Origin of the sequence: Sphingomonas sp. R1 (genome assembly GCF_025960285.1) — a bacterium.
GTDB lineage: Bacteria > Pseudomonadota > Alphaproteobacteria > Sphingomonadales > Sphingomonadaceae > Sphingomonas.
In genome coordinates this window covers 3,260,948-3,286,020 of the sequence record NZ_CP110111.1, presented here as the reverse complement: position 1 = coordinate 3,286,020, position 25,073 = coordinate 3,260,948, and the positions used below count along the sequence as shown (strand labels likewise).

General features: G+C 67.5%; 28 protein-coding genes. 14 read left to right on the top strand and 14 right to left on the bottom strand.

Annotated elements, in window-relative coordinates; all coding sequences use genetic code 11:
- Positions 1–77 precede the first annotated feature (77 nt).
- The gene (gene acs, locus OIM94_RS15720; protein ID WP_264607622.1) at positions 78–2,015 is read right to left on the bottom strand and encodes an acetate--CoA ligase; all 1,938 of its coding nucleotides are present in this window, start codon (positions 2,013–2,015) and stop codon (positions 78–80) included.
- 135 nt (positions 2,016–2,150) lie between these two features.
- Here acs and OIM94_RS15715 point away from each other — a divergent pair, with 135 nt between their 5' ends.
- From OIM94_RS15715 to OIM94_RS15700, 4 genes are read left to right on the top strand one after another with little or no spacing between them, the layout of a single operon-like run.
- Positions 2,151–3,632 carry an efflux transporter outer membrane subunit gene (locus OIM94_RS15715; RefSeq protein ID WP_264607621.1) on the top strand — a complete coding sequence of 494 codons (1,482 nt, stop codon included), beginning with the start codon at positions 2,151–2,153 and terminating at the stop codon, positions 3,630–3,632.
- Positions 3,622–4,950 carry an efflux RND transporter periplasmic adaptor subunit gene (locus OIM94_RS15710; protein WP_264607620.1) on the top strand — a complete coding sequence of 443 codons (1,329 nt, stop codon included), beginning with the start codon at positions 3,622–3,624 and terminating at the stop codon, positions 4,948–4,950. The genes OIM94_RS15715 and OIM94_RS15710 overlap by 11 nt, the downstream gene beginning before the upstream one ends.
- Before the next feature lies 1 nt (position 4,951).
- Positions 4,952–5,656 carry an ABC transporter ATP-binding protein gene (locus tag OIM94_RS15705; protein WP_264607619.1) on the top strand — a complete coding sequence of 235 codons (705 nt, stop codon included), beginning with the start codon at positions 4,952–4,954 and terminating at the stop codon, positions 5,654–5,656.
- A gap of 4 nt (positions 5,657–5,660) precedes the next feature.
- A complete protein-coding gene (locus OIM94_RS15700) occupies positions 5,661–6,860 on the top strand; it encodes an ABC transporter permease (protein WP_264607618.1) in 1,200 nt (399 codons plus the stop codon).
- On the opposite strand, the gene OIM94_RS15695 is transcribed toward OIM94_RS15700, so the two are convergent.
- Both OIM94_RS15695 and OIM94_RS15690 read right to left on the bottom strand, forming a co-directional pair.
- Positions 6,829–7,443, bottom strand: coding sequence for an NTP transferase domain-containing protein (locus OIM94_RS15695; protein WP_264607617.1), 615 nt, complete (start codon positions 7,441–7,443; stop codon positions 6,829–6,831). The genes OIM94_RS15700 and OIM94_RS15695 overlap by 32 nt on opposite strands.
- Positions 7,430–8,341 carry an XdhC family protein gene (locus OIM94_RS15690; protein WP_264607616.1) on the bottom strand — a complete coding sequence of 304 codons (912 nt, stop codon included), beginning with the start codon at positions 8,339–8,341 and terminating at the stop codon, positions 7,430–7,432. Before OIM94_RS15690 ends, OIM94_RS15695 begins: the two co-directional genes overlap by 14 nt.
- 78 nt (positions 8,342–8,419) lie before the next feature.
- Here OIM94_RS15690 and OIM94_RS15685 point away from each other — a divergent pair, with 78 nt between their 5' ends.
- Entirely contained in the window at positions 8,420–9,466 is a 1,047-nt protein-coding gene (locus tag OIM94_RS15685; RefSeq protein WP_413716404.1) for a glycerophosphodiester phosphodiesterase, read from the top strand.
- Between the two features lie 10 nt (positions 9,467–9,476).
- A complete protein-coding gene (locus OIM94_RS15680; protein ID WP_264607615.1) occupies positions 9,477–9,719 on the top strand; it encodes a hypothetical protein in 243 nt (80 codons plus the stop codon).
- Positions 9,720–9,860: 141 nt separating this feature from the next.
- Here OIM94_RS15680 and OIM94_RS15675 read toward each other — a convergent pair whose 3' ends face one another.
- Both OIM94_RS15675 and ykgO read right to left on the bottom strand, forming a co-directional pair.
- Positions 9,861–10,481, bottom strand: a complete 621-nt coding sequence (locus OIM94_RS15675) for an HAD family hydrolase (RefSeq protein WP_264607614.1) — start codon at positions 10,479–10,481, stop codon at positions 9,861–9,863.
- 8 nt (positions 10,482–10,489) lie between these two features.
- The gene (ykgO, locus tag OIM94_RS15670; RefSeq protein ID WP_010543750.1) at positions 10,490–10,615 is read right to left on the bottom strand and encodes a type B 50S ribosomal protein L36; all 126 of its coding nucleotides are present in this window, start codon (positions 10,613–10,615) and stop codon (positions 10,490–10,492) included.
- A 207-nt stretch (positions 10,616–10,822) separates the two neighbouring features.
- On the opposite strand from ykgO, the gene OIM94_RS15665 reads away from it, so the two are divergent.
- The 4 genes from OIM94_RS15665 to OIM94_RS15650 all read left to right on the top strand — a co-directional run bounded on the left by OIM94_RS15665 (position 10,823) and on the right by OIM94_RS15650 (position 14,049).
- Positions 10,823–11,434 (top strand): DUF4136 domain-containing protein, encoded by a 612-nt coding sequence (locus OIM94_RS15665; RefSeq protein WP_264607613.1) that lies wholly within the window; start codon positions 10,823–10,825, stop codon positions 11,432–11,434.
- Complete coding sequence (locus OIM94_RS15660; RefSeq protein WP_264607612.1) at positions 11,431–12,549, top strand: M14-type cytosolic carboxypeptidase; 1,119 nt, start codon at positions 11,431–11,433, stop codon at positions 12,547–12,549. Before OIM94_RS15665 ends, OIM94_RS15660 begins: the two co-directional genes overlap by 4 nt.
- Entirely contained in the window at positions 12,546–13,004 is a 459-nt protein-coding gene (locus OIM94_RS15655; protein WP_264607611.1) for a GNAT family N-acetyltransferase, read from the top strand. The genes OIM94_RS15660 and OIM94_RS15655 overlap by 4 nt, the downstream gene beginning before the upstream one ends.
- 853 nt (positions 13,005–13,857) lie before the next feature.
- Complete coding sequence (locus tag OIM94_RS15650; protein ID WP_264607610.1) at positions 13,858–14,049, top strand: hypothetical protein; 192 nt, start codon at positions 13,858–13,860, stop codon at positions 14,047–14,049.
- Between the two features lie 659 nt (positions 14,050–14,708).
- Here OIM94_RS15650 and OIM94_RS15645 read toward each other — a convergent pair.
- The 9 genes from OIM94_RS15645 to OIM94_RS15605 form a co-directional block, all read right to left on the bottom strand.
- Positions 14,709–15,116 carry a GFA family protein gene (locus OIM94_RS15645; RefSeq protein ID WP_264607609.1) on the bottom strand — a complete coding sequence of 136 codons (408 nt, stop codon included), beginning with the start codon at positions 15,114–15,116 and terminating at the stop codon, positions 14,709–14,711.
- Positions 15,113–15,898, bottom strand: a complete 786-nt coding sequence (locus OIM94_RS15640; RefSeq protein WP_264607608.1) for a PhzF family phenazine biosynthesis protein — start codon at positions 15,896–15,898, stop codon at positions 15,113–15,115. The genes OIM94_RS15645 and OIM94_RS15640 overlap by 4 nt, the downstream gene beginning before the upstream one ends.
- Positions 15,899–15,967: 69 nt before the next feature.
- Positions 15,968–16,186, bottom strand: coding sequence for a hypothetical protein (locus OIM94_RS15635; protein WP_264607607.1), 219 nt, complete (start codon positions 16,184–16,186; stop codon positions 15,968–15,970).
- Between the two features lie 96 nt (positions 16,187–16,282).
- Positions 16,283–16,900, bottom strand: a complete 618-nt coding sequence (locus tag OIM94_RS15630) for a response regulator transcription factor (RefSeq protein ID WP_264607606.1) — start codon at positions 16,898–16,900, stop codon at positions 16,283–16,285.
- Positions 16,897–18,666, bottom strand: coding sequence for a PAS domain S-box protein (locus OIM94_RS15625; protein WP_264607605.1), 1,770 nt, complete (start codon positions 18,664–18,666; stop codon positions 16,897–16,899). Before OIM94_RS15625 ends, OIM94_RS15630 begins: the two co-directional genes overlap by 4 nt.
- Complete coding sequence (locus OIM94_RS15620) at positions 18,663–19,025, bottom strand: response regulator (RefSeq protein WP_264607604.1); 363 nt, start codon at positions 19,023–19,025, stop codon at positions 18,663–18,665. The genes OIM94_RS15625 and OIM94_RS15620 overlap by 4 nt, the downstream gene beginning before the upstream one ends.
- Before the next feature lie 134 nt (positions 19,026–19,159).
- Positions 19,160–19,804, bottom strand: a complete 645-nt coding sequence (locus OIM94_RS15615) for a molybdopterin-dependent oxidoreductase (protein WP_264607603.1) — start codon at positions 19,802–19,804, stop codon at positions 19,160–19,162.
- A 14-nt stretch (positions 19,805–19,818) separates the two neighbouring features.
- Complete coding sequence (locus OIM94_RS15610) at positions 19,819–21,195, bottom strand: FAD-containing oxidoreductase (RefSeq protein WP_264607602.1); 1,377 nt, start codon at positions 21,193–21,195, stop codon at positions 19,819–19,821.
- The gene (locus tag OIM94_RS15605; protein WP_264607601.1) at positions 21,192–21,653 is read right to left on the bottom strand and encodes a DUF4126 domain-containing protein; all 462 of its coding nucleotides are present in this window, start codon (positions 21,651–21,653) and stop codon (positions 21,192–21,194) included. Before OIM94_RS15605 ends, OIM94_RS15610 begins: the two co-directional genes overlap by 4 nt.
- Before the next feature lie 164 nt (positions 21,654–21,817).
- Here OIM94_RS15605 and OIM94_RS15600 point away from each other — a divergent pair, with 164 nt between their 5' ends.
- Genes OIM94_RS15600 through fghA form a run of 4 tightly spaced genes read left to right on the top strand, consistent with a single transcriptional unit; the run spans position 21,818 to position 25,039 of the window.
- Entirely contained in the window at positions 21,818–22,930 is a 1,113-nt protein-coding gene (locus OIM94_RS15600; protein WP_264607600.1) for an S-(hydroxymethyl)glutathione dehydrogenase/class III alcohol dehydrogenase, read from the top strand.
- A gap of 20 nt (positions 22,931–22,950) precedes the next feature.
- Entirely contained in the window at positions 22,951–23,334 is a 384-nt protein-coding gene (locus tag OIM94_RS15595; protein ID WP_264607599.1) for a VOC family protein, read from the top strand.
- A complete protein-coding gene (gene purU / locus OIM94_RS15590) occupies positions 23,331–24,200 on the top strand; it encodes a formyltetrahydrofolate deformylase (RefSeq protein WP_264609928.1) in 870 nt (289 codons plus the stop codon). Before OIM94_RS15595 ends, purU begins: the two co-directional genes overlap by 4 nt.
- Entirely contained in the window at positions 24,197–25,039 is an 843-nt protein-coding gene (gene fghA, locus OIM94_RS15585) for an S-formylglutathione hydrolase (protein ID WP_264607598.1), read from the top strand. The genes purU and fghA overlap by 4 nt, the downstream gene beginning before the upstream one ends.
- The last annotated feature ends 34 nt before the right edge of the window (positions 25,040–25,073 follow it).

Genomic DNA, 25,073 nt, shown 5'->3' with positions numbered 1-25,073 from the left:
CGCAATGGAATTTTGTTACAAGCGATACTGCCCCGATGTGCAGTACTCCCCTCCGTCGGAGGGGGAGCCGCATGCGGTCACCCCACCCGATTGGCCACCAGGTCGTCGACGACCGACGGATCGGCCAGGGTCGAGGTATCCCCTAGGCTGCTGACATCGCCCTCGGCGATCTTGCGAAGGATCCGTCGCATGATCTTGCCCGAGCGCGTCTTGGGCAGGCCGGGCGCAAACTGGATCGCATCGGGCGTGGCGATCGGGCCGATCTCGGTGCGGACCCAGTCGCGCAGTTCCTTGCGCAGGCCTTCGCTCGATTCCTCGCCCGCATTGAGCGTCACATAAGCGTAGATGCCCTGCCCCTTGATGTCGTGCGGCATACCGACCACGGCGGCCTCGGCGACCTTGTCGTGCAGCACCAGCGCGCTTTCCACCTCGGCGGTACCCATTCGGTGGCCCGACACATTGATCACATCGTCCACCCGGCCGGTAATCCAGTAATAGCCGTCGCCGTCACGACGGCAGCCGTCGCCGGTGAAATACTTGCCGCGATAAGTGGTGAAATAGGTCTGGAAGAAGCGCTCATGATCGCCCCAGACGGTGCGCATCTGCCCCGGCCAGCTCCGCGCGATGACGAGATTGCCCTCGGTGGCCCCCTCCAACAGCGTTCCGTCGCCATCCACCAGCTGCGGCTCGATCCCGAAGAAGGGCATCGAGGCCGACCCCGGCTTGAGTGCGGTCGCGCCCGGCAGCGGGGTGATCATGTGGCCGCCGGTCTCGGTCTGCCACCAGGTGTCGACGATCGGGCAGCGCCCCTCGCCCACCACCTCGTGATACCAGCGCCACGCCTCGGGGTTGATCGGCTCGCCGACCGAGCCCAGCAGCTTGAGCGACTTCCGGCTGGTCGAGGTGACGTAGCTGTCGCCTTCCTTCATCAGCGCGCGCAGTGCTGTCGGCGCGGTGTAGAGGATCTCGACCTGGTGCCGGTCGACGACCTGCCACATGCGGCCGGCGTCGGGCCAGGTCGGCACGCCCTCGAACATCAGCGTGGTGCCGCCGTTCGCGAGCGGACCATAGACGATATAGCTGTGCCCCGTGACCCAGCCGATATCGGCCGCGCACCAATAAACCTGCCCCGGCCGGTAATCGAACACGGTTTCGTGGCTATAGGCCGCCCAGAGCAGATAGCCGCCGCTGGAATGCAGCACGCCCTTCGGCTTGCCGGTGGAGCCCGAGGTGTAGAGGATGAACAAGGGATCCTCGGCATCCATCGGCTCGGCCGGGCAGTCGGCGGAGACCTTCGCCGCCGCCTCGTGATACCAGAGGTCGCGGCCCGGCTGCATCGCCACGTCGCCGCCGGTCGCCTGCACGACGATCACCTTCTCCAGCACCGGAGCGTGCTTCTGGGCCGCGTCGACATTGGCCTTGAGCGGTACGCGCTTGCCGCCGCGCCGGCCCTCGTCGGCGGTGATGACGATGCGACTGTCGCAGTCGACAATGCGGCCGGCCAGTGCCTCGGGCGAAAACCCGCCGAACACCACCGAATGGATCGCGCCGATCCGCGCGCAGGCGAGCAGCGCCACCGCGGCCTCGGGGATCATCGGCATGTATACGGTGACGCGGTCGCCCTTCTTCACCCCTTCCGCCTTCAGCACATTGGCGAAGCGGCAGACCTCTTCATACAGTTCCAGATAGGTGATCCGGCGCGGCTCCTCGCTGGGATCATCCGGCTCCCACAGGATCGCGGTCTCACCACCGTGGCTCGCCAGATGGCGGTCGAGGCAGTTGGCGGCGACGTTGAGCTGGCCGTCGGCGAACCAGCGGATACGGAAATCGGCCTCGTCGAACGACCAGTCCCCGGCGCTCTGCGGCGGCACGATCCAGTTGAGCCTTTTGGCTTGCTCAAGCCAGAAGCCGTCCGGATCGGACAGCGACTGGGCGTGGAGACGTTCATACGCTGCGGCGTCGACACGGGCATGGCGCGCCCAGGCTTCCGGCACCGGATACAGATTCTCGCTCATCAAGACCCCTCCTGGTCGGCGGGCATCTAGGAGCGCAAAGGGCGACTAGGCAAGGCATCCACCGGCGCAACATCGTTACGCGCCGCAAACATATTTTAGTGGATCGGGGCGAGCGTATCAGCAATATACAACGCTATGGCACGACCTGCGATTGCTCTGTTGCTCAGTGCGGCACTGCCGCTGGCAGCCTGTTCCACCGGTTCCGCCCCCCCGCCACAAGCCGCCGCGCAGGTGGCGGTGCCCGATCAATATTCGGTCGATCCCGCGCGGCAGGCCCGCGAGGACCTGTCTCGCTGGTGGGACAGGTTCGATGACCCGATGCTCGGTCAGCTGATCGGCCAGGCGCAGACTGCCAATCTCGACCTCGCCCAGGCAGTGACGCGGCTGCGTCAGGCGCGCGAGTCGCTGATCCAGTCGCGCGCGGCGCTGCTGCCGACGCTCAGCGGATCGGCGGGCTATTCGCGTAACGAGCCGCTGCGCGGCGGCAGCACCACGACGCGTCTTTCGGACGGGACCATCGCCTCCTTCTCACAGGGCGGAACGAGCAACTTCTCGCTGGGACTCGACGCCAGCTACCAGGTGGATCTGTTCGGCGGCGTTCGCAGCAGCGTGCGGAATGCGGCGGCGACCTATGAGTTCGTGGCGTACAACCGCGCGGCGGTCCTGCTCTCGGTCGAATCCGAAACGGCGCGCAACTACATGCTGGCACGGCTTGCCCAGGCACAGCTCGCCAATGCCCGCGAGAGCCTGTCGATCCAGGACGAAAACCTCAGCATCGCGCAGTGGCGCGTGCAGGCCGGGCTGGTCTCCTCGCTCGATGCCGAGCAGGCGCGATCGCAGCGCGCCCAGACCGCTGCCACCATTCCCCAGCTGGAAAGCAGCTATGCCGGCTATGTCGCGCGGCTCGGCGTGCTGACCGGGCAGGCACCGGGCGCCCTGCGCGGTTCCCTCGAGGCACCCAAGCCGATCCCGCGCGGCCCCGCCAGTGTAGGTGCCGGCATCCCCGCCGACGCGCTGCGCCAGCGCCCGGACGTGCGTGCGGCCGAGCGCAGCCTTGCCGCGGCCACCGCGCAGATCGGCGTCTCGCGCGCGCAGCTCTACCCGAGCCTGAGCCTGGGCGGCAGCATCAGCATGGGCAGCGCCTCGCTCGGCTCGCTGTTCGACGTGATCACCGGCCGCGCCTTTGCCAATGTCGCGCAGACCATCTTCGATTCCGGCCGGCTGCGCAGCCAGGTCCGATCGGCCCGCGCCGGCGCCGACACCGCCTTCTATGCCTACAAGGCAAGCGTGCTGAAGGCGCTGGAAGAGATCGAGAACGCCCTCGTCGCGCTCCGCGCCGCCCAGCTGCGCGAGGCGGAGTTCCGCACCGCGCTGGAAGCCGCCAACAACCAGGCGCTGCTCGCTCGCTTTCGCTATCGTTCGGGCCTCACCGATTTCACCACGCTGAACCAGTCCGAAAGCGCACTGCTTTCGGCCAAGAACGGCCTTGCCCAGGCCGAATCCGAACAGGCGACCGCGCTGGTCCAGCTCTATATCGCACTCGGCGGCGGCTGGGATGAAACCGCGCCGATTCCCTCCCTCCCTCCAAGAACAGGCAGCGCCACCGATGGCCAGTGAACCTCAGGACCTCAACGCCTTTCTGGGCACGAAGCGTCGCCCGTGGTGGCGGCGGAACCTGCGCTGGATCGTCATTGCGCTGGTCGTGGTGGTGCTGGGGCTACTCGTCTCGCGCTGCTTCGCGCCGAAGCCGCCGCCCAGCTACATCACCGTGCCGGCAGAAAAGGGTGCGCTCGCGGTCACCGTCTCCGCTACCGGCCGGCTCGCGCCGACGCGGCAGGTGACGGTGGGCTCCGAAATCTCGGGCCTCGTCCTGAAGGTGCTGGTCGACGTCAACGACCACGTCACCGAAGGCCAGCCGATCGCGATCATCGACCCGTCGCGTTTGGACGACGCGATCACCCAGAGCCGCGCTGCGCTCGCCGCCAACCAGGCGGCGGTCGCGCAGGCCCGCGCGACGGTGGACGAATCCACCGCCCAGCTGCGCCGCATGGAAGAGGTCAGCCGCCTCTCCGGTGGCAAGGTACCGGCCAAGACCGAGCTCGACACCGCCCGCGCCGCGGTGGCCCGCGCCGTCGCCAATCTGCGCTCGGCGGAAGCGAATGTCGTCTCCGCCCAGGCATCGCTGTCGTCGAACCAGACGCAGCGCACCCGGTCCGTGATCCACTCGCCCGTGGACGGCGTGGTGCTCGCCCGCCAGGTTGATGCCGGCCAGACCGTCGCCGCCTCGTTCAGTACGCCCACCATGTTCGTGATCGCGCAGGACCTGACCCACATGAAGCTGGAAGTGGCGATCGACGAGGCCGATGTCGGCTCGGTCAAGGTCGGCTTGCCTGCGAGCTTCACCGTGGATGCCTTTCCGGGGCGGACCTTTCCCGCGCAGATCACGCGCGTCGACCTGGGTTCGAACCTGACCGCATCCACTGCGTCGAGCAGCAGCACGACCAGCAGTACGACGACCGCCAACCAGGTGGTATCCTATGCCGCGGTGCTTTCGGTCGCCAACCCGGACCTGATGCTGCGCCCGGGAATGACCGCGACGGCTACGATCGGGGTGGAGAAGCTGGAAAACACGCTGCTGATCCCGAACGGCGCGCTGCGCTTCACCCCTGAAGAGAGCGGCGCCAAGTCCGGCGGTGGCGGCATCCAGTTCGGCCCGCGCCGGCAGGACCAGCAAAAGGCGATCGGCCGCGGCAGCAAGCAGACCATCTATGTGGTCGGCAAGGACGGCAAGCCGGACAAGGTGGAAGTCGTCACCGGCCCGAGCGACGGCAGCCGTACCGCGGTCACCAGCGCCAAGCTGACGACCGGCATGAAGGTGATCGTCGGCGTCCAGGCCAATGGCCCGGCCAAGCCCGCCAAGGACGACCAGAACTGACATGGCCGAGCCGCTGATCCAGCTCCGGGGCATCACCAAGACGTTCGGCGAGGGGCCGACCGCCTTCCAGGCGCTGAAGGGCGTGGATCTCACGATCGAACCCGGCGCGTTCCTCGCGGTGATGGGAGCCTCGGGCTCGGGCAAGTCGACGACGATGAACATCCTCGGCTGCCTCGATGTGCCGACGGGAGGCAGCTATCTGTTCCGCGGCGTGCATGTGGAGCAGCTGGACCGCGACCAGCGCGCCTATCTGCGTCGGCGCTATCTCGGCTTCGTGTTCCAGGGCTTCAACCTGCTCGCCCGCACGACGGCGCTGGAGAATGTGGAACTCCCGCTGCTCTATCGCGGCGAGCACCGCAAGGCGCGGCGCGAGGCGGCGATGGCGGCGCTGGAACAGGTCGGGCTCGACCGCTGGGCGGACCATACGCCTTCGGAACTCTCGGGCGGCCAGCAGCAGCGCGTCGCGATTGCCCGCGCGATCGTGACGCAACCCGACGTGCTGCTTGCCGACGAGCCGACCGGCAATCTCGACAGCGAACGCTCGGTCGAGATCATGAAGCTGCTCCAGCGATTGAACGCCGATCTCGGCATCACGGTCCTGATGGTCACCCACGAGCCGGACATGGCGGCGTTCGCCAAGACGATCGTGCACTTCAAGGACGGGCTGGTCGAGCGGACCGAAATCCCCGCCGGCATGGGGGTCTGAGGCGATGCTGTTCACCACCCTCCTTCTGTCGCTGCGCGAGATCCGCCGGCACATCCTGCGCTCGTTCCTGACGACGCTGGGCATCATCATCGGCGTCGCCGCGGTGATCACCATGGTGACGCTCGGCAACGGCGTCTCGGCCTCGGTACAGGCTTCGATCAGCTCGCTGGGCAACAATACGCTCACCGTCTTCCCCAGTGGCGGGCGGCGCGGCGGCGGCAATGCGCCGCCCAGCTTCGAGAATGCAGATGTCCTGGCGATCCGCCAGCAGGTGAGCGGCGTCAGCGCCGTCGCACCGCAGGCCTCGTCCTCGGCGCTGGCGGTCCGCAACGCGCAGAACTGGACCGCTTCGGTCACCGGCACGAGCAACGACTATTTCGACGCGCAGAACCTCGAATTCGCTGGCGGCCGCCGCTTCACCGATGCCGAACTGACCGCCGGCAAGTCGGTCTGCGTGATCGGCGACACGATCCGCACCAACCTGTTCGCCAACGAGGATCCGGTGGGCGAACGCTTCCGCCTAGGCACGGTGAGCTGCGAAGTGATCGGCGTGCTGAAGAAGCGCGACAATGCCGGGTTCAGCGATCCCAATTCCACGGTGGTGCTGCCGCTCAAGACGGTGCAACGCCGTTTCGTCGGCAACCAGAACGTGCTGGCGATTCAGGTCGCGGTGGCCAAGGGCTATGACACGTCCACGGTGAAGCAGTCGCTGACCGGCCTGCTGCGCGAACGCCGCCACCTCGCCCCCGGCCAGCCGGATAATTTCGACATCTTCGACAGCGCCGAATTCGCCTCGACCATTCAGAACCAGACGCAGCAGCTGACACTGTTCGTCGCCGCCATCGCCGCGGTGAGCCTGCTCGTCGGGGGCATCGGCATCATGAACATCATGCTGGTGTCGGTGACCGAACGCACCCGCGAGATCGGCATCCGCCTCGCGATCGGCGCGCTCGGCAAGGAAGTGCTGCTGCAGTTCTTGGTCGAGGCCGTCGCGCTTTCCTGCCTGGGCGGCATGATCGGGATGGTCCTCGCCTTCTTCGCCTCCTGGGGGCTGGCGACGCTAGCCACCCTCCCCTTCCAGTTCGACCTGTCGATCAACCTGATCAGCTTCGGCATCTCGGCGCTGATCGGCATCGTGTTCGGCTTCTTCCCGGCGCGGCGCGCCGCGGCGCTCAATCCGATCGACGCCTTGCGGCACGAATAGCCGCGGCCGCCTCGCGCGCGCGGAGATCCTCCAGATCCTCGCGCGTGTCGATGTCGACCAGTTCTTCGGGGCGGGTGATGACATGGTGGCCGCGCAGGATCAGCGTCCGCGCGCCGGCGTCGCCGTCCAGCCCACGCAGCGCGCCGAAATGGTCGCGGCCGATAAGGGCCGGCGGCATCGGCCGCACCCCGTCGCTGGAGGCAACCAGCGTGGCGCCATTCTCGGAAGCGTCGAACAGCCGGTAGCAATGCGCCACCGTCACGCGCGGCATGTCGGCCAGCGCGATCAGCACCGCTTCGGCGCCCGCCGCCTCGGCCGCTTCCACCCCATAGCGCACCGAACGCGCCTGGCCGAGCGCGCGATCGGGATTCTCCACCACCTGGAAGCCACGCGCGGCGAAATCGAGCGCAGTATCCCACACCACCGCGATCCGCGCGAGAAACGGCATCTTCTCCAGCGCGGTCACGACGTGAAAGGCCAGCGGCTGGCCAAGATAGTCCTCGGTCAGCTTGTCGCCATCGGCGAAGCGTTCGGAGCGGCCCGCGGCGAGCAGGACAAGCGCGGTCTTTTCAGGCGTCAGCATGGAAGGTCTTCACCATGGCGGCGGCGATGGACAGGGCGATCTCGGACGGACCGATCGCACCGATCGAAAGCCCCGCCGGTCCCTCGATCCGCGCGAGATCCGAAGGCGAGACGCCCGCCGCGGCCAGACGTTCCAGCCGCGCCGCATGGCTGCGTCGCGAACCGAGTGCCGCGACATAGCCGGCGGGATGCGCCAGTGCGGCGAGCAGCGCGGCGTCGTCGATCTTTGGATCGTGGCTGAGCGTCACCACCGCCGTGGCCGGATCGGGCCGCAGTGCGGTTACCGCCTCGTCCGGCCAGCGATCGTCCAGCGTGACGCCGGGAAACCGTTCCTCGGTGAGGAACCGGCCGCGCGGATCGATGACCGTGGTCGCGATACCCAGCTCGCGAGCGAGACCTGCAAGCGCCTGCGCGATCTGCACCGCGCCGACGATCAGCAGCCGACGCGGCGGATCGTAGCGATTGACGAAGCCCGCCCCGCCGATCGCGCTCTGCCCGGTGGCAAGATCGGTCCCCACTTCCAGTGGACGCCCCGCAGCACGCGCATCGCGGATCGCATCGAAAAGGTCGGCGGGAAAGCCATGTGCGGCTACCGGCTGCACCAGCACCGCGATCTGCCCGCCGCAGGGCAGGCCCACTTCCCATGCCGCCGCATCACCGACGCCATAGTCCTTCACCACCGCCGGCGCCCCCGCGATCACCTCGGCGGCCGTCTGCAGGATATCGGTCTCGACACACCCGCCGGAGACTGAGCCCTCGAACCGCCCGTCCTCATGCACCAGCAAATGGCTGCCACGCGGGCGCGGGGCGGAACCCCAGGTGGTCACCACCGTCGCCAGCGCCATCCGCGCGCCGCGCCACGCCTGGGCCGCCGCAAGTACATGATCGTTGTCGGCCATTTGTCTCGCTCCCGTCACATCCGCTGCCTAACCGCCTAGCCGAAGGAGAGTTTCGTGACGAGATGGATGCTTTTGGCGATGGCCCTGCTGGCGCCCGCCGCCGCCTTCGGACAGGATCATGCCATGCAGAAGCCCATGCCCCGCATCGTCGTCATCGGCCATCGCGGCGCCAGCGGCGAGCGGCCCGAACATACCCTGCTCTCCTATCAGCGCGCGATCGACCTCGGCGCCGACTTCATCGAGCCTGACCTTGTCCCTACCAAGGACGGCGAGCTCGTCGCCCGGCACGAGAACAACATCACCGACACGACCGACGTGGCGGCGCACCCCGAATTCGCGAGCCGCAAGGTTACCAAGACGATCGACGGCCAGACGCTCACCGGCTGGTTCACCGAAGACTTCACCCTCGCCGAGCTGAAGACGCTGCGCGCCAAGGAGCGGCTGCCCAAGCTTCGCCCCGGCAACACCGCCTATGACGGCCAGGCGACGATCCCGACGCTCGACGAGATCATCGCGCTCGCCAAGAAGGAATCGGCGCGGCTCCACCGCACCATCGGCATCTATCCCGAGACCAAGCACCCGACCTATTTCGCCTCCATTGGTCTGCCGCTCGAGGGCCGGCTCGTCGCGAAGCTCAAGGCGGCAGGCTGGGACCGCGCCGATGCCCCGGTGTTCATCCAGTCGTTCGAGGTCAACAACCTCAAGCAGCTCCACACCATGACCAAGGTGCCGCTGATCCAGCTGATGGCGGGCAGCGAAGGCCCGGCCGACCATGCCTATGCCAGCTACCAGGAGATGGCGACGCCGGCCGGCCTGAAGGCGGTGGCGCAATATGCCTATGGCATCGGCCCGGAGCTGACCCAGATCATCGCCAAGGACGGCACGTCCTCGACGCTGGTCGCCGACGCGCATGCGGCGGGGCTGAAGCTCCACCCCTGGACCTTCCGCGCCGAGAATTTCTTCCTGATGCCCGCCTATCGCACCGGCACCGAGCCGGCCGCGCATGGACGCCTGGCCGAAGAGATCACCGCCTTCCTGAAGGCAGGGATCGACGGGTTCTTTACCGATTTCCCTTCCATCGGCGTGCCGGCTCGGGATAGCTATCTGAAGACCAGCGGCAAGTAAGGCTTCCACCATGCGCATCCTCCCCGTTCTGCTCGTGCTGCCGCTGCTGGCGGGGGGATGCCTGGTGAAGACCGCGGCCAATATCGTCACGCTGCCGGTGAAGGCAGGTGCGCAGGCGGCCGACTGGGCCACCACCAGCCAAGACGAATCCGACCGTAACTACGGCCGCAAGATGCGCGAGAAGGAAGCACGCGAAGGTCGCGAGCGGCGCAAGCGCGACAAGGAATGCCGCAAGCATCCCGATCGCTGCTGAGCCGCACCGCGCCGTCGACTTCCGCACGGCCGGACTTGATCGTGACGCTATCTCGGGATTTCGTCGGGACGGGTCCTGGCGGACCCGAAGGGGCGGGCCGCTGAGGCGTCCGCGTCGACGTAAGAGGAACGGTGCCGGCGCTCAGCCGGCAAGGACGCCCAGCCGTACCAGCTCGGCGCGGAACGCAGCGGCGCCGGTGAACAGCACGCCGTGAATACCTTGGGCGCACGCAGCTTCCACATTCGCGGGCAGATCGTCGACGAACACCGCCTCCGGACCCGCAAGGCCGAATCGCTTCAGCGCCAGCGTGTAGATAGCGGGATCGGGCTTGGTCAGCTTCTCGTCGCCCGACACGACGATATCGCGGAAGCGGCCGAACAGCCACTCGACCTGCGGCATCCAGTCGCGCCAGAATTCGCCCGAGAAGTTGGTGATCGCGTACAGCGGCACGCCCGCCGAATCGAGCTCCTCGATCAGCGCGACCATGTCCGGGAAGGCGGGCCCCAATTGCTCGGCAAAGCGCGGCCCCCAGAGCGCGATCTTGTCGGCATGCTCCGGGTGCAGCGCACTCAGCTCCGCCGAGGTTTCGGCGAAGGGGCGGCCAGCGTCATGCTGGAAATGCCATTCCTTGGTGGCGACCTGCGACAGAAACGCATCGAGCGCCTGCTCGTTGTCGAACAGGCGCTCGTATACGAGTCGCGGTTCCCAAGGGAAAAGAACGTTGCCGACGTCGAAGATGACGGCGTGCGGCGCGGTTCCCACGGGGGCGATCAGCCCTGGCGTGCCTTGAAACGCTTCTGCGTTTTGTTGATCACGTAGATCCGGCCACGGCGGCGGATCACGCGGTTGTCGCGGTGCCGCCCCTTGAGCGACTTCAATGAATTCACGATCTTCATGACCGATTCGCTTCTCAAATTATCTGGAATGCCGGAAAGAGCGGCTCGCCTATAAGCGTGGGGCACGGAAGTCAAGGCCGGGTCGTGCGAATGCGTCTGATCGCCCTGCTCGGGCGTTTCACCGGCGAGGGCGCGGCCAAATCCGCTCGACCGGAAGCCGGTTGGCAGGATACAGCCATTGCGCCCACGAAACAGGAGTATGTGTTCGTGAATTCGTATCTGCGCCTTGCCCTCATCGCTACCCTGCCCGCGCTGGCCGCGGGCTGCACCACCACCGGCGCCCGGACGCCGATCGACGTCACCCGCTATCATCTCGGCCAGCCGCTGGAGCGGACCACCGTCAGCATCATGCCGATGTCCGGCGCGATGGACGTGACGCCGGAGTATCGCGTCTACGCCGATGCGGTGCAGGCGGAGCTGAACAAGCTCGGCTATGTGCCCGCCACCAGCGAACGACCGGCCGGCTATATCGCCTCGGTCTCGTTCACCCGCGCCTCCCGCGGCGTGATCCAGGATCGCCCGCCGGTCTCGATCGGCCTCGGCGGCGGCAGCTTCGGCGGTGGCCGGGGCGGCGGCGTCGGTCTTGGCGGCGGCGTGTCGTTCGGCCTGGGCAAGGGCAAGCAGCGCGAGATCCTGGTCTCGCAGCTCTGGGTTCAGCTCCGCCGCCGCGCCGGCGATAGCGTGATCTGGGAAGGCCGCGCCGAAACGACGGGCGTCGGCCTCAAGGACAACCAGCCCGCCGCCACCGCCCAGCGGCTCGCCGCTGCGCTGTTCAAGGACTTCCCCGGCGAGTCCGGCATCACTACGACGGTGAAATGAGCATCCAGATCAGCGCCGCGTTCGACAGCGGCAACATCCGCGTGGTCGCCATCGAAGGCGACCGGGTCGACTGCGAGATCGTCCTCGATCACCAGTCGGACTTCTTCCAGTGGTTCCACTTCCGCGTCGCCGGCGCCAAGGGGCGGACGCTGACCTTCCGCATCCTCAATGCAGGCAGCTCGGCCTATCCGTTCGGCTGGCCGGGCTACAAGGCCCGCTGGTCGGCGGACCGCGAATCGTGGCGGATGACGGATACCGACTATGCCGGCGGCATCCTGAGCTTCACCCATCATTTCCAGACGGACCTCACCTGGTTCGCCTATTTCGCGCCCTATTCGATGGAACGGCACCATGACCTGGTCAGCCGCATCGCGCTGCAGGAAGGCGTGACGCACCGCCAGCTGGGCACGACGCTGGACGGCCAGCCGATCGACTGCCTGAGCATGGGCGAGGGGCCGAAGCAGGTCTGGCTCTATGCCCGCCAGCATCCGGGCGAGAGCATGGCCGAATGGTGGATGGAAGGCGCGCTGGAGTTCCTCACCGACGAGGACAATGCCGTGGCGCAGGCGCTGCGCAGCAAGGCGACCTTCCACTGCGTGCCCAACATGAACCCGGACGGCTCGCGCCGCGGCCATCTGCGCACCAATGCGGCGGGGGTGAACCTCAACCGCGAATGGCACACCCCGACGGCGGAGCGCAGCCCGGAAGTTCTGGCGGTGCGGGGTGCGATGGACGCAACCGGCGTGCACTTCGCGATGGACGTGCACGGCGACGAAGCGATCCCCGCCAACTTCCTCGCCGGCTTCGAGGGCATTCCCAGCTGGACCGACGAACTGGGCGAGAAGTTCTACGAATTCGGCCGGCGCCTGGCCGCGCACACCCCCGATTTCCAGACCGAGCTCGGCTATGACAAGTCGCCCCCGGGCAAGGCCAACCTCGCCATGTCGACCAACCAGCTCGCCGAGCGGTTCGGCGCGGTGTCGATGACGCTGGAAATGCCGTTCAAGGACCATGACGCGAACGCCGATCCCGAGTTCGGCTGGTCGCCGATCCGCAGCAAGCTGCTCGCCCATGCCTGCCTCGAGACGCTGGCAGGGATGATCGACACGCTGTGATCGCAATCCGGGACGGCGGGCTGGACGACACGCAGGTGCAGGATCTCCTGCGCCTGCACGCCGCGGGCATGCTCGCCAACTCGCCGGCGGAGAGCTGCCATTTCCTCGACCTCTCCGGCCTCCAGTCAGCGGACATCAGCTTCTGGAGCGCTTGGGAGGGCGAGGTGCTGCTCGGCATCGGCGCGCTCAAGCAGCTGGATGCGCAGCACGGTGAGGTGAAGTCGATGCGCACGGTGCCGACACGTCTCGGCACGGGCGTGGGCGCGGCGATGCTGGAGCATATCCTCACCACCGCACAGGCGCGGGGCCTGACCCGGCTGAGCCTGGAGACAGGCACCGCGCCAGCCTTCGATCCGGCGGTCCGGCTGTATAGCCGCTATGGCTTCGTGCCCTGCCCACCCTTTGGCGACTATCGCGCGGATCCGCACAGCCGGTTTCTGACGCGCGCACTATAGTCTGGCGACCCGAAACCGCCGCCCATCCCGCCACGATCAGGTCGTTGCCCTGGCACCGGAGCACCTGCGATGGCGAGCGGAAGTGGAGGAAGTTGAGGCTCGTGCGCGGTTGCAGCAGACGTCGCTCCACAGCCACATCGGAAGGCGACGTTGAGGTTCACGCGCGCGATGCTCCCGCACAAGGGAATGACACCGCCCGGATCAAAGAGCGGTCGCCCGCCGGCGACAAGACCTGTACATATGGGGAACATCGCGACTCCCGCAAGACGGTGGCGGCCGCGCCGGGCAGCGCTGGCGATGATGGGAGTGCGTGTGACTGAAGTTGGTGGTTAGCGGTCGTTCACAGGGCAGACCGGTGGTCCAAATGCGTTGGATGGCGATCCAAAATTACAGCCGCAACTCCACTCTTTGAACCGCTGCGCTTTGCGATCCCACCTGCCCGAAGCGAAAGCATGCTGGCTGTCGTCAATGATGGGCATTGTAGGTGGCTCTTTGATGAACCGACCGGCTGGTTCGTTCCTGTGCCCTGCCGGAATGTATCCAACATGGATCAAGGACTTGTCTACGCCCATCCCAATTCGCCCGACAGCTGGCTGAAAGTAAAACTCACGATGCCAGTTCGATAGCTTACCGACGCAAGCGCTACGAGCGGTGAATGCTTCGATTACCGCGACTTCACTGGCTGGGGGCTTGCCCATGGAGCATGCGGAAACTTGCACCACACCCCAAAACGTGACAGCGAGTACCTTCATCTGCGAAGTGGAGCAGGAAAGTCAGACATTCGCAAGTGGGGCGGGAGCCGCCATAACGGAACATGGTGGAAAGCGGTCATAGTAGTCGGTACCGTTTACGCATGACCTTGGACGAGGAAACAGCACGGGCGACCGAGATGTTGCGTGGCAAGATGGTGAAGCGCGTTGTTCGCCACCGAGAGGGCGAAGTGCTGATCGAGTTCGAAGATGGCGCGCGCTTCTTTGCAGATAGCAATACATCCTGCAGGATGACGATCGGGAAGTCCCAAGCGGTGGGTAAATCTGGAAAATGACCCCAACGATCCCACTTCCGATCATGTTGGCCACAGGGGCGCGATGCCAATCCCCACCGAGGCGGGTCTGGCCATCCGAACCAAGTGTTATCGATTAAAATCAGGTCTTCGTCGCCGAAACTGGCGAAGTGTGCTGCATCAATGGACGCTAGCCAGTCTTTCGCGTACCCGGAAATGCCCTGCTCGGGGAACGCTTCCCACGGAATGGGTTCCCACCTGATGGGCATCTGCGCGCGCGTTCGGAAACCACGCTCCTGCTCGTCGGCTGCGCCCGTATCCATAGGCCACGGCGAAGGCTCCCAATCGGGCGATACCTGGTCTCGTTTGTAGACGGCCATCTGTCGATTCTACCTCGCGGGGTAACGTCCGCCAGTGGGCGGCAACTGCCCTACCGGTACAAGCCGGCGAATAGGAGCAATGTCGCCGCAGCGAGGCTCGCGACAACGCACGTCCAGTAGAAGATCGGTTGCTCCTCGCGCGTGATGCCGTGGCCGTCGGCCGAGGCTGCGCCGAGGACCAACGCCTGCCCGGTCGCAAACAGGGCTACGCATCCGAGGAGCAGGGGGCCGGTCGCCATGCCCCTTTCTGCGATCATGGCGTGCCGGGGTCGACCCGGACCGGCAGGGTTCGGGCCAGAGCCGCTCGAACCGCGTTCGCCTCTATGTCGACGCGGCACCCCCGCGCGGCCCCGGCCATTCGACCCGAGGCGACTCGCCCACCAGCGACATGCCGATCCCGTCCGTCGCCCGTATCGGCAGCGCGGCGGCGTCGAAACCATCCAGGCAGAAAACGTTCACGCCGTACTGGTCCGGCGCGGCGCGCTTGCGGTGGAACAGATAGATGCCGCAGCGGCTGCAGAAATGGTGCGTCGCGCGCATCGTGTTCCATTGATAGGTGGCGAGCAGATCCGCGCCCGCCTCGATCCGCAGTGCAGCCTCGGGCACCTTCACCATCACCGCGTTCCGCTTGACGCAGAGCGAGCAGTCGCAGGTCGTCACTTCGTCGGGTTCATGGGCGATGGTGAAGCGCACGCCGCCGCAGTGGCAGGAGCCGGGATGCACCGTCACCACCGCGCCGTGCCTTCGAGGTAGAAGAGGCAGGCGCCTTCCAGATCGACTCGCTCGCCGCGCAGCCGGCACCACATTTCGCCGCCGCGTGCGGAAGCCTGGAAGGCATGCAGCTCGGTCTTGCCCAGCCGCGCCGCCCAATAGGGCGCCAGCGCGCAATGCGCACCGCCGGTCACCGGATCTTCGGGGATGCCCTTGGCCGGTGCGAAATAGCGGCTGACGCAGTCGTGCCCGCCCTCCCCCGCCGCCGTGACGATCAGGCCGGCCGTGGGGAGCCGCGCGATCGCGGCAAGGTCGGGGTCGAGCTGGCGCACAACCGCGGCGGAGGCGAGCCGAACAAGGAAGTTGAAGCCGTCCCACACGACCTCCTCGGGCTCCGCACCCAGCGCTTCTGCCAGCCCCGCCGGCGCCTCGGCCGCCACGCAGCGGCGCACGGGGAAGTCCATGACATAGCCGATGGCGGAGCGGCGCACGGTAAGCGGGCCGCTGGCAGAATGGAACACCACCTGCTCCCGCGCCGGCGCGATCCGTTCCAGCACCACCGCGGCGCTGGCGAGCGTGGCATGGCCGCACAGCGGCACCTCGACCGTGGGGGTGAACCAGCGGATCCGATAGTCCTCGCCCTGCGGCACGAGGAACGCCGTCTCCGCCAGGTTGTTCTCCGCCGCCAGCGCCTGGCAGAGATCGGGTGCGGGATCGCTGTCGAACAGCATCACCGCCGCCGGATTGCCGGCAAAGCGCTGGGTGGTGAACGCGGCGAGCTGAAAAAGACGGGCTTCCATGCCCGGCAGGCTAGCCATCCGGAGGCCGGACGACCAGTAGGCGTCGCCGTACCCGCAGCACGACCATGCTCAGGCGAACAGCGACAGCGTCCCGCTTTCCAGCGCTTCCGGGATCGACAGCCGCTCGCCGGGCTCGCGCTGGTGGGTGGTCGGCTTGGGGACGAGGTTCCACGGCGTCACCACCGCGTCGCACCAGGCGGTGAACAGGCCGGAAGACCAGGCCCGGATACTCTCTTCGGCCTCGGGCAGCATGCCCATGGCGAGGGTGGATTCCGCTTGGTTCGTCATCGTTCCCGCTCCCTGTCAGCGTGTTCGATCCCGCACTCCCCCGAGTCCCTCTGCTTATACCCCAGAAGCGCCGGGATTGCACGATACTGCAATCGTTTAGCCTGCGCCCATCCCTGCCGCGAAGGCGATTCTGAGGGCCTCGGACAGGCTCTTGGCGCCGAGCTTGGCCATCACATTGGCGCGGTGGACCTCGACGGTGCGCGCCGAGATGCCGAGGTCATAGGCGATGGTCTTGTTCGGATAGCCCTGCGCAAGCCCTTCCAGCACCTCGCGTTCGCGCACGGTGAGCGCACCGAGCAGCGTCTCGGCATCCGCCGCACGGGCCTTGACGTCCTCCGCCGCTTCCAGCCGGGCGAAGCCGCGATGGATTGCGTCGATCAGCGCGTTGCTCTCCATCGGTTTTTCGAGGAAGTCGACCGCGCCCGCCTTCATCGCCTTGACCGCGAGCGTGACGTCGCCGTGCCCGGTCAGCACGATCACCGGCAGCGCGATGCCGCGCGCATGGAGTTCCTGCTGCACCTCCAGCCCGTCCATCTCGGGCATGCGCACGTCGAGCAGCACGCAACCGGGCTCGACATGGCGTGCCTCCTTGAGGAACGCGACGCCCGAGGGCCAGGTCTGCACCGCAAAGCCATGGGTCTTGAGCATGAAGCTGGCGGAGCGGCGGACGCCATCCTCGTCGTCGACGATATGGACGAGGCGCTTGTCGGTCACGGGGGCGTTCCTTCTTCTACATGGACGAGGGTGAAGTGAAAGGCGCTGCCGCCGCCCGCGCGGGGCTCCAGCCAGATGCGGCCGCCATTGGCTTCCACGATGGTACGGCAGATGGAGAGGCCGAGCCCCATGCCGTCCACCTTGGTGCTGTGGAAGGCGCGGAACAGGTCCTCGGCGACTTCGGCAGCGACGCCGGGGCCGGTATCCGCGACCGTAACGCGAACGAAGCCGGCAAGATCGCGCCGGCTGGAAACGGTCAGCCGCCGCTCGGGCCCGTCCGCCATCGCCTCGATCGCGTTGCGCATCAGGTTGATGAGCACCTGCTGGATCTGGATGCGATCGACCAGCACCGGCCCGGCGGCGGGATCGAAGCGGAACTCGGCGACGACGCCCTTCTCGCGCGCGCCGATCAGCGCCAGCTTGCAGGCTTCGTCGACGAGGTCGGGGATGTGCTCGACGCTCTTCTCCACCTCGCCGCGCGCGACGAACTCGCGCAGCCGCCGCACGATGGTGCCCGCGCGCAGCGCCTCCTGCGCGGTATCGTCCAGCGCCTCGCGGATCATCGGCAGATCGTCCGGATCGTTCGCGTCGATCAAATTGGCGATGCCGCGCACATAGTTGACCACCGCGGTGATCGGCTGGTTGAGTTCGTGCGCCAGCGTCGAGGCCATGGTGCCCATCGCGCTCACCCGCGCCGCATGGATCAGGCCGGAGCGCAGTTCCTCGATCCGCTGCTCGGCGCGCTGCTTGTCGCTCAAGTCCCGGATGAAGCCGGTGAAGACGCGCTCGCCCTCGGTGATCGCCTCGCCCACCGACAGCTCGATCGGGAAGGTGGTGCCGTCGCGCCGCTTGGCGGTGACGGTGCGGCCGGTGCCGATGATGCGCCGCTCGCCGGTCTCCAGATAGTGGCGGATATAGCCGTCATGCTGGCGCCCCTCGCCCATCGGCATGAGCAGGCTGACATTGGCGCCGACCACCTCGTCCTCGGCATAGCCGAACATCCGCTCGGCGGCGGCGCTGAACGAGACGATGTTGCCGCGCTCGTCGATGATCACCATCGCGTCGAGCACCGTCGCCAGGATCGAGCGGAGATGATTGGCGGCGGCTGTCGCCTGGCGCTCGCTGGCGCGCTGTTCGGTGATGTCGCGGATCACCTTGCCGAAGCCGCGCAACCGACCGTCGGGGCCGCGCAAGGGCGTGATCAGCACCTGCGCGAGGAACTCGCTGCCGTCCTTGCGCAGTCGCCAGTCCTCCTCTTCCAGCCTGCCGTCGCGCAGCGCAGCGGCGAGATCTGCGCGCGGCTTGCCGGCGGCGACCGCCGAGGGCGGGTAGAACAGCGCCATGTCGCGGCCGAGCACCTCGTCCTCACGCCATCCCTTCAGCCGACGCGCGCCTTCGTTCCAGAAGGATACCCGGCCGCCGGGATCGACCGTGTAGATCGCATAGCCGACCACGCCGTCGATCAGCAGGTTGAGCTCGGCGGCAAGCTCGTCGGCGCGGTCGGCACGGCGGCGGGCATCGGTTTCCTCGGCGCGCAGCCGGCGGCGGAGCGCACGGCTGTACGACGCCAGCAGCAGGATCGCGGCGGCCCAGGCGAGCAGCACGCAGACCAGCACATCGCGCTCGCCGCTGGACACGAGCGGGGCCAGCGCCAGACCGGTGGCGAACAACAGCAGCGTGGCCAGCACCTCGGGCAGGACCTGGCGCAATCGTTCTCGCACGGTGCCGCGCGCAGGCGTGTCGAACGGCGGCAGCGGGAAGGTCATCGCGCCAGCGCGCCGAGCAGCTCGAGCCGCCCGACCGGCTTCTTCACCACATGGGCGAAGCCGGCACTGCGGGCATGGTCGTCAAGATCGGCATGGGACTGCCCGATCAGGATCGCGCGCCCCCGCCAGCCGCGCAGGGCAAGCTGGCGGAGCAGATGCATCGCATCGCCGTCGACCAGCTCGCGCGCGATCAGGAGGGTGCGGATCTGGTCGAGCGTCGCCTCCGCCATCGCCGCGGCAGCCGAGGCGAAGGCACGCACCTCCATCCCGCAGCCCTGCAGCAGCAATTGCACCGCGCGCCGCGATTCGTCCTGCGAATCGACCAGCAGCACCCGCTCGCGTGGCGCCCGGCTCGGCATGGGAACGCCCTCCTTCATGCGCGGCACCGGGGCGGAAGAGGGAGGCGAGAAAGGCAGACGCTAAAACGCATGCCGCCAAACTATGGGCTGCACATCTGCAGCGGCATGCGGATTGCTACGTATTGGCGCTCGCTTCAGCGCGAATAGCGTTCCTCGCCCCAGGGGTCGCCGCGCAGGTGATAGCCGTTCACCTCCCAGAAGCCCGGCCGGTCACGCCCGATCACTTCGATGCGCGAGATCCACTTGGCGCTCTTCCAGAAATAGAGATGCGGCACCACCAGCCGCGCCGGGCCGCCATGATCACGGTGGAGCGGCTTGCCCTCCCAGCGATGCGCGATCAGCGCGTCGGCTGCGGCGAAATCGGCGAGCAGCAGGTTGGTGGTATAGCCGTCATAGCCGTGGAGCATCACCGCCTCGGCTTCGTCGCGCGGCTCGACCATCTCGAGCAGCCGCGCCGTCGCCACGCCCGCCCAGCGATTGTCGTAGCGCGACCAGCTGGTGACGCAGTGGATGTCGCTAGTCCTTTCGTCGGTCGCCAGTGCTTCGAAGGCCGGCCAGTCGAGCGTAAGCGGGCGGGCGACCATCCCGTCGATGGTCAGCCGCCAGCGTTCGGGGCGCACCTCGGGCTGGCGGCCGAGATCGAGCACCGGCCAGTTGGTCACCAGATGCTGGCCGGGCGGCAGCCGCTCCGTCTCGGGGCGCGCGGTGCGGCCGGTGAGGAACTTGCCCGCCTCGGCCCAGGCCCGTTTGGAGCGGGTGAGCTTGCTGTCCTCGTCCATGGGGCGCTCCCTTGTCAGGCCGGATTCCGCTCGCCGGCGATGGTCGGCAATAGCTCGGAGACGGTCGGGTGGATATGCACGGCATGCGCGAGATCGGTCGCGGTGCCCTGCTTCACCATCAGGTCGAGCACGCCGTGGATCGCCTCGTCGCCGCTGGTGCCGAGGATCGCGCCGCCCAGGATACGGCCCGTATCGGCGTCGCTGACCAGCTTCATGAAGCCCAGCGTCTCGTCCTTCTCCACCGCGCGGCCGACCCGCGTCATCGGGCGCCTGCCCACCTCGATACGGTGCCCGGCCTTCTTGGCCTCGGCCTCGCCCATGCCGACCCGGCCGAGCGGCGGATCGATATAGAGCGCATAGGCGGGGATGCGGTCGGTCACCTTGCGGTCGGCGCCGTCGAGCAGATTGTCCGCCACGATCTCGAAGTCGTTATAGGCCGTGTGGGTGAAGGCGCCGCGGCCGTTGCAGTCGCCCATTGCCCAGATGCCGTCGACATTGGTGCGGAGTCGGTCGTCCACCTGCACATAGCCGCGCGCGTCGGTCTGCACCCCCGCCGCGTCCAGCCCGAGATCGTCGGTGTTGGGCGTACGGCCGACCGCCAGAAGCACATGGCTGCCGAGCACTTCGGGGCTGCCCTCGTGGCAATCGACGCCGACCAGCACGTCCTCGCCGGCGCGCGCGAAACGGATGCACTCCGCACCGGTGCGGATCGCGATCCCCTCGGCCTCCAGGATCTCGCGGACGGCATCGGAGATGTCTGGATCCTCGCGGCCGATGAGGCTCGCCCCCTTCTCGACGATCGTCACCTCGGCGCCGAAGCGGCGGAACATCTGGCCGAATTCCAGCCCGATATAGCTGCCGCCCACCACCACCAGATGGCGCGGCACCGCATCGAGCTTGAGGATCGTGCTGTTGGTGAGGAACGGCACGTCGTCCACGCCCGGCATGTCCGGTACCAGCGCCCGGCCGCCGACATTGAGGAAGATCCGGTCGGCCTCCAGCACCGTGTCGCCCACCCGTACCCGCCGCGGCGATTCGAACCGGGCATGGCCGAAGAACAGCGTGCAGTTCGCCATGCCGTCGATCCACTGGCGAAGCGAAGCGCGCGAGTCGGCGGAGATCGTCTCCGCCCGCGCGCGGACCCTCGCGAAATCGATGCCCACCTCGCCGTCGATCGTCACGCCGAAATCGGCGGCGCGCCTGGCCATGTGCGCTGCATAGGCGCTGGCGACCCAGGTCTTGGTCGGCTTGCAGCCGGTGTTGACGCAGGTACCGCCGAGCAGGTGCCGCTCGACCAGCGCGACCGACATGCCGGCATCGCTCAGCCGCCCGGCGAGCGGCGTGCCCGCCTGGCCGGCACCGATCACGATCGCGTCGAATTTCCGGCTCACAGCGATGCCACCGCAAAGGCAGCGATGCCGATCGCGGCGAGATCCTCGACCAGCGCGGCCGGCAGATCGGTACCGAACGCGCGGCACAGCCCCATCCGCGCGGCATGGCCGCCGAACGTGCCGATCACCGCACCCACCAGCCCCGCCGCGATGCACAGCGGCAGCGAACTCGCCGCCAGCCCGATCGCGGCGCCGCACAGGGCGCCCGACACCAGCCGCCCGATAAAGCCCGGCGGAGCCTTGCGGCTGGGCGTGGTGGGCAGCTTGTCCGCCACCAGTTCGCCGATCGCCAGCAGCGAGAAGATCCACGGCGTTCCCCACCAGCCCATCCAGCCGAGCCAGGTCCCGCCGAGCGGCAGCCAGCCAGCATAGGCCGCCCAGGCGATCGCCGTCGGCGCGGTCATCGAACGCAGGCCGGCGACACCGCCGATCAGCAGGGCAAGGACGAGGGGCGGCATCGGCAGGTCTCCCAACAGCGGGACGGAAGGAACGCGATTTGGCGGGCGGGCGCAACTGAACGTCGGTATGGTTCCGCCGCCAACGAAACGACGTGCCATGGGTTGCAACCCGCCACCGATTGAAGGATCAGGCGGGCCAACCAAGCCCATCAGGAGAACCGGCCATGAAGACCCGCGCCGCCGTCGCCTTCGAAGCGAAGAAGCCGCTGGAGATCGTCGAACTCGATCTGGAGGGGCCGAAGCCCGGCGAAGTGCTGGTCGAGATCATGGCCACCGGCCTTTGCCACACCGATGCCTACACGCTGGACGGCCTCGATTCCGAGGGCCTGTTCCCCTCGGTGCTCGGCCATGAAGGCGCGGGCATCGTCCGCGAGGTGGGCGCCGGCGTGACCAGCGTGAAGCCGGGCGACCATGTGATCCCGCTCTACACGCCCGAATGCCGCCAGTGTAAGTCGTGCCTCTCGGGCAAGACCAACCTGTGCACCGCGATCCGCGCCACCCAGGGCAAGGGGCTGATGCCGGACGGCACCACCCGCTTCAGCTACAAGGGCCAGCCGATCTTCCATTACATGGGCTGCTCGACCTTCTCCAACTTCACCGTGCTGCCCGAGATCGCAGTGGCGAAGATCCGCGAGGACGCGCCCTTCCAGACCAGCTGCTATATCGGCTGCGGCGTCACCACCGGCGTCGGCGCGGTGGTCAATACCGCCAAGGTGCAGGTGGGCGAGACCGTGGTGGTGTTCGGCCTGGGCGGCATCGGCCTCAACGTGATCCAGGGTGCCCGGCTCGCCGGCGCGGGCCAGATCATCGGCATCGACGTCAACCCGGACCGCGAGGCATGGGGCCGCAAGTTCGGCATGACCCACTTCCTCAACACCAAGGGCATGTCGCGCGAGCAGATCGTCGCCAAGGTGGTCGAGCTGACCGACGGCGGCGCCGACTACAGCTTCGATGCGACCGGCAATACCGAGGTGATGCGCACCGCCCTCGAATGCTGCCATCGCGGCTGGGGCGAATCGATCATCATCGGCGTGGCCGAGGCGGGCAAGGAAATCGCCACGCGGCCGTTCCAGCTGGTCACCGGCCGTGTCTGGAAGGGCACCGCGTTCGGCGGCGCCAAGGGCCGGACCGACGTGCCGAAGATCGTCGACTGGTACATGAACGGCAAGATCGCGATCGACCCGATGATCACCCACGTGCTGACGCTGGAGGAGATCAACAAGGGCTTCGACCTGATGCATGCGGGCGAGAGCATCCGCAGCGTCGTCGTGTATTGAGCAACCAAGGAGAGGAAAGCATGTTCAGCCACGTGATGCTGGGCGCCAACGATATCGAGGCGTCCAAGGCTTTTTATGACGCGGTTCTGGGTGCGCTCGGCATCCCGCCGGGTCGCATCGATCCCAAGGGCCGGGTGATCTACATGCACGATGGCGGCCTGTTCCTGCTGACCAGGCCGATCGACGGCGAGCCCGCCTGCCACGCCAATGGCGGCACGCTCGGCTTCGCGGCGGCGACCACCGAGGCGGCCGATGCCTGGCACGCCGCAGGCGTCGCGCACGGTGGCACGGCGTGCGAAAATCCGCCGGGTTGGCGCGATGGTCCGTTCGGCGCCCTCTATCTTGCCTATCTGCGTGATCCTTCGGGCAACAAGATCTGCGCACTGCACCGCAAGCCGGCCTGAAGGGGCGCGGCGTGTCGAGCTGGATCCTCACGCTCACCTGCGCCGATCGCGTCGGCATTGTCGCGGGCGTGAGCGGCTTTCTGGCCGATCGCGACGGCTTTATCCTCGACAGCCAGCAATATGCCGATCTGGAGACGGGGCGCTTCTTCCTGCGCCTCGTCTTCCAGGCGGGCGGCCCCCGCTTCCCCGATGACGAAGCGTTGCGCGGCGACTTCGCACCGCTCGCCGCCTCGCTGGGACTAGACTGGTCGCTGACCCCCGGCGATGCCCGTCCGCGGATGGTGGTGGCGGTGTCGAAGGGGTCGCACTGCCTCGCCGATCTGCTTCACCGTCGTGCGAGCAATGCGCTCGCGGCGGAGATCGTGGCGGTCGTCTCCAATCACGACACCTTGCGCGGACTGGCGGAATGGCACGGCGTGCCCTTCCACCATCTGCCCGTCGACGCGGCCAACCGCGCCGAGCAGGAAGCCGCGATCCTCGCGCTGATGGCCGAGGCCCAGGCGGAGTATCTGGTGCTCGCCCGCTACATGCAGGTGCTGTCGCCTGCGCTTACCGCGGCGCTGGCGGGACGCTGCATCAACATTCATCACAGCTTCCTGCCCGGCTTCAAGGGCGCCCAGCCCTATCACCGCGCGCATGCCCGCGGCGTGAAGCTGATCGGCGCGACCGCACATTTCGTCACGGCGGATCTGGACGAGGGGCCGATCCTCGAACAGGCGGTGGAGCGGGTCGACCACCGCGCGACGGTGGACGACCTGATCCGCATCGGCCGCGACATCGAAGCCCGGGTCCTCGCCCGCGCCGTGCATGCGGTGGGCGAGCATCGGGTGTTCCTCAACCAGGGCAAGACGGTGGTATTTCAATGAGCCTCGAGACGGTTTCCACGAACAAGGCCTTTGGCGGCGTGCAGGGCGTGTATCGCCATGACTCCACCGCCACGGGCACGCCGATGACCTTCTCGGTCTTCGTGCCCCCGCATGCGGAAGGTGCCACGCTGCCGGTACTCTGGTATCTGTCGGGGCTTACCTGCACCCATGCCAATGTGACCGAAAAGGGCGAGTATCGCCGCGCCTGTGCCGAGGCGGGAGTGATCTTCGTGGCGCCGGACACCTCTCCGCGCGGCGAGGACGTGATCGACGTACCGGACTATGACTTCGGCAAGGGCGCCGGCTTCTATGTCGATGCCACCCAGGCGCCCTGGGCCGAGCATTTCCACATGCGGACCTATATCGAGGAGGAGTTGCCCGCACTGATCGCCGCGCACTTCCCGATGGCGGACATGCATGCCCAGGGGATCACCGGCCACTCGATGGGCGGTCACGGCGCGCTGACGATCGCGCTGCGCAACCCAGGGCGCTTCCGCAGCGTCTCCGCCTTCGCGCCGATCGTCGCGCCGAGCCAGGTGCCCTGGGGCCAGAAGGCGCTGGGCGGCTATCTCGGCGAGGATGCCGCGGCGTGGCGCGCGCAGGATGCCGTGGCGTTGATCGAGGACGGCGCCCGCGTGTCGGAACTGCTGGTCGACCAGGGCGACGCCGACGCGTTCCTCGCCGAGCAGCTCCGCCCGCAGCTGCTGGCGGGTGCCTGTGCGGCCGCCGGCATCCCCCTCACGCTGCGGCTGCAGCCCGGCTATGACCACAGCTATTATTTCGTATCGACCTTCCTTGCCGAGCATATCGCCTGGCATGCCGCGCGGCTGAAAGCGTGATATAGGAATAGCACACGGGTGGAGCGCGGGGCTC

Coding starts and splice junctions, on each gene's coding strand:
- OIM94_RS15680 (WP_264607615.1), top strand. CDS start 9,477: ATGCGCATCCTCCCCGTTCTGCTCGTGCTGCCGCTGCTGGCGGGGGGA.
- acs (WP_264607622.1), bottom strand. CDS start 2,015: ATGAGCGAGAATCTGTATCCGGTGCCGGAAGCCTGGGCGCGCCATGCC.
- OIM94_RS15600 (WP_264607600.1), top strand. CDS start 21,818: ATGAAGACCCGCGCCGCCGTCGCCTTCGAAGCGAAGAAGCCGCTGGAG.
- ykgO (WP_010543750.1), bottom strand. CDS start 10,615: ATGAAGATCGTGAATTCATTGAAGTCGCTCAAGGGGCGGCACCGCGAC.
- OIM94_RS15615 (WP_264607603.1), bottom strand. CDS start 19,804: ATGGACGAGGACAGCAAGCTCACCCGCTCCAAACGGGCCTGGGCCGAG.
- OIM94_RS15715 (WP_264607621.1), top strand. CDS start 2,151: ATGGCACGACCTGCGATTGCTCTGTTGCTCAGTGCGGCACTGCCGCTG.
- OIM94_RS15620 (WP_264607604.1), bottom strand. CDS start 19,025: ATGCCGAGCCGGGCGCCACGCGAGCGGGTGCTGCTGGTCGATTCGCAG.
- OIM94_RS15605 (WP_264607601.1), bottom strand. CDS start 21,653: ATGCCGCCCCTCGTCCTTGCCCTGCTGATCGGCGGTGTCGCCGGCCTG.
- OIM94_RS15690 (WP_264607616.1), bottom strand. CDS start 8,341: ATGGCCGACAACGATCATGTACTTGCGGCGGCCCAGGCGTGGCGCGGC.
- OIM94_RS15650 (WP_264607610.1), top strand. CDS start 13,858: ATGACCTTGGACGAGGAAACAGCACGGGCGACCGAGATGTTGCGTGGC.
- OIM94_RS15660 (WP_264607612.1), top strand. CDS start 11,431: ATGAGCATCCAGATCAGCGCCGCGTTCGACAGCGGCAACATCCGCGTG.
- OIM94_RS15705 (WP_264607619.1), top strand. CDS start 4,952: ATGGCCGAGCCGCTGATCCAGCTCCGGGGCATCACCAAGACGTTCGGC.
- fghA (WP_264607598.1), top strand. CDS start 24,197: ATGAGCCTCGAGACGGTTTCCACGAACAAGGCCTTTGGCGGCGTGCAG.
- OIM94_RS15695 (WP_264607617.1), bottom strand. CDS start 7,443: ATGCTGACGCCTGAAAAGACCGCGCTTGTCCTGCTCGCCGCGGGCCGC.
- OIM94_RS15635 (WP_264607607.1), bottom strand. CDS start 16,186: ATGACGAACCAAGCGGAATCCACCCTCGCCATGGGCATGCTGCCCGAG.
- OIM94_RS15595 (WP_264607599.1), top strand. CDS start 22,951: ATGTTCAGCCACGTGATGCTGGGCGCCAACGATATCGAGGCGTCCAAG.
- OIM94_RS15710 (WP_264607620.1), top strand. CDS start 3,622: ATGGCCAGTGAACCTCAGGACCTCAACGCCTTTCTGGGCACGAAGCGT.
- OIM94_RS15640 (WP_264607608.1), bottom strand. CDS start 15,898: ATGGAAGCCCGTCTTTTTCAGCTCGCCGCGTTCACCACCCAGCGCTTT.
- OIM94_RS15685 (WP_413716404.1), top strand. CDS start 8,420: ATGGCCCTGCTGGCGCCCGCCGCCGCCTTCGGACAGGATCATGCCATG.
- OIM94_RS15700 (WP_264607618.1), top strand. CDS start 5,661: ATGCTGTTCACCACCCTCCTTCTGTCGCTGCGCGAGATCCGCCGGCAC.
- OIM94_RS15625 (WP_264607605.1), bottom strand. CDS start 18,666: ATGACCTTCCCGCTGCCGCCGTTCGACACGCCTGCGCGCGGCACCGTG.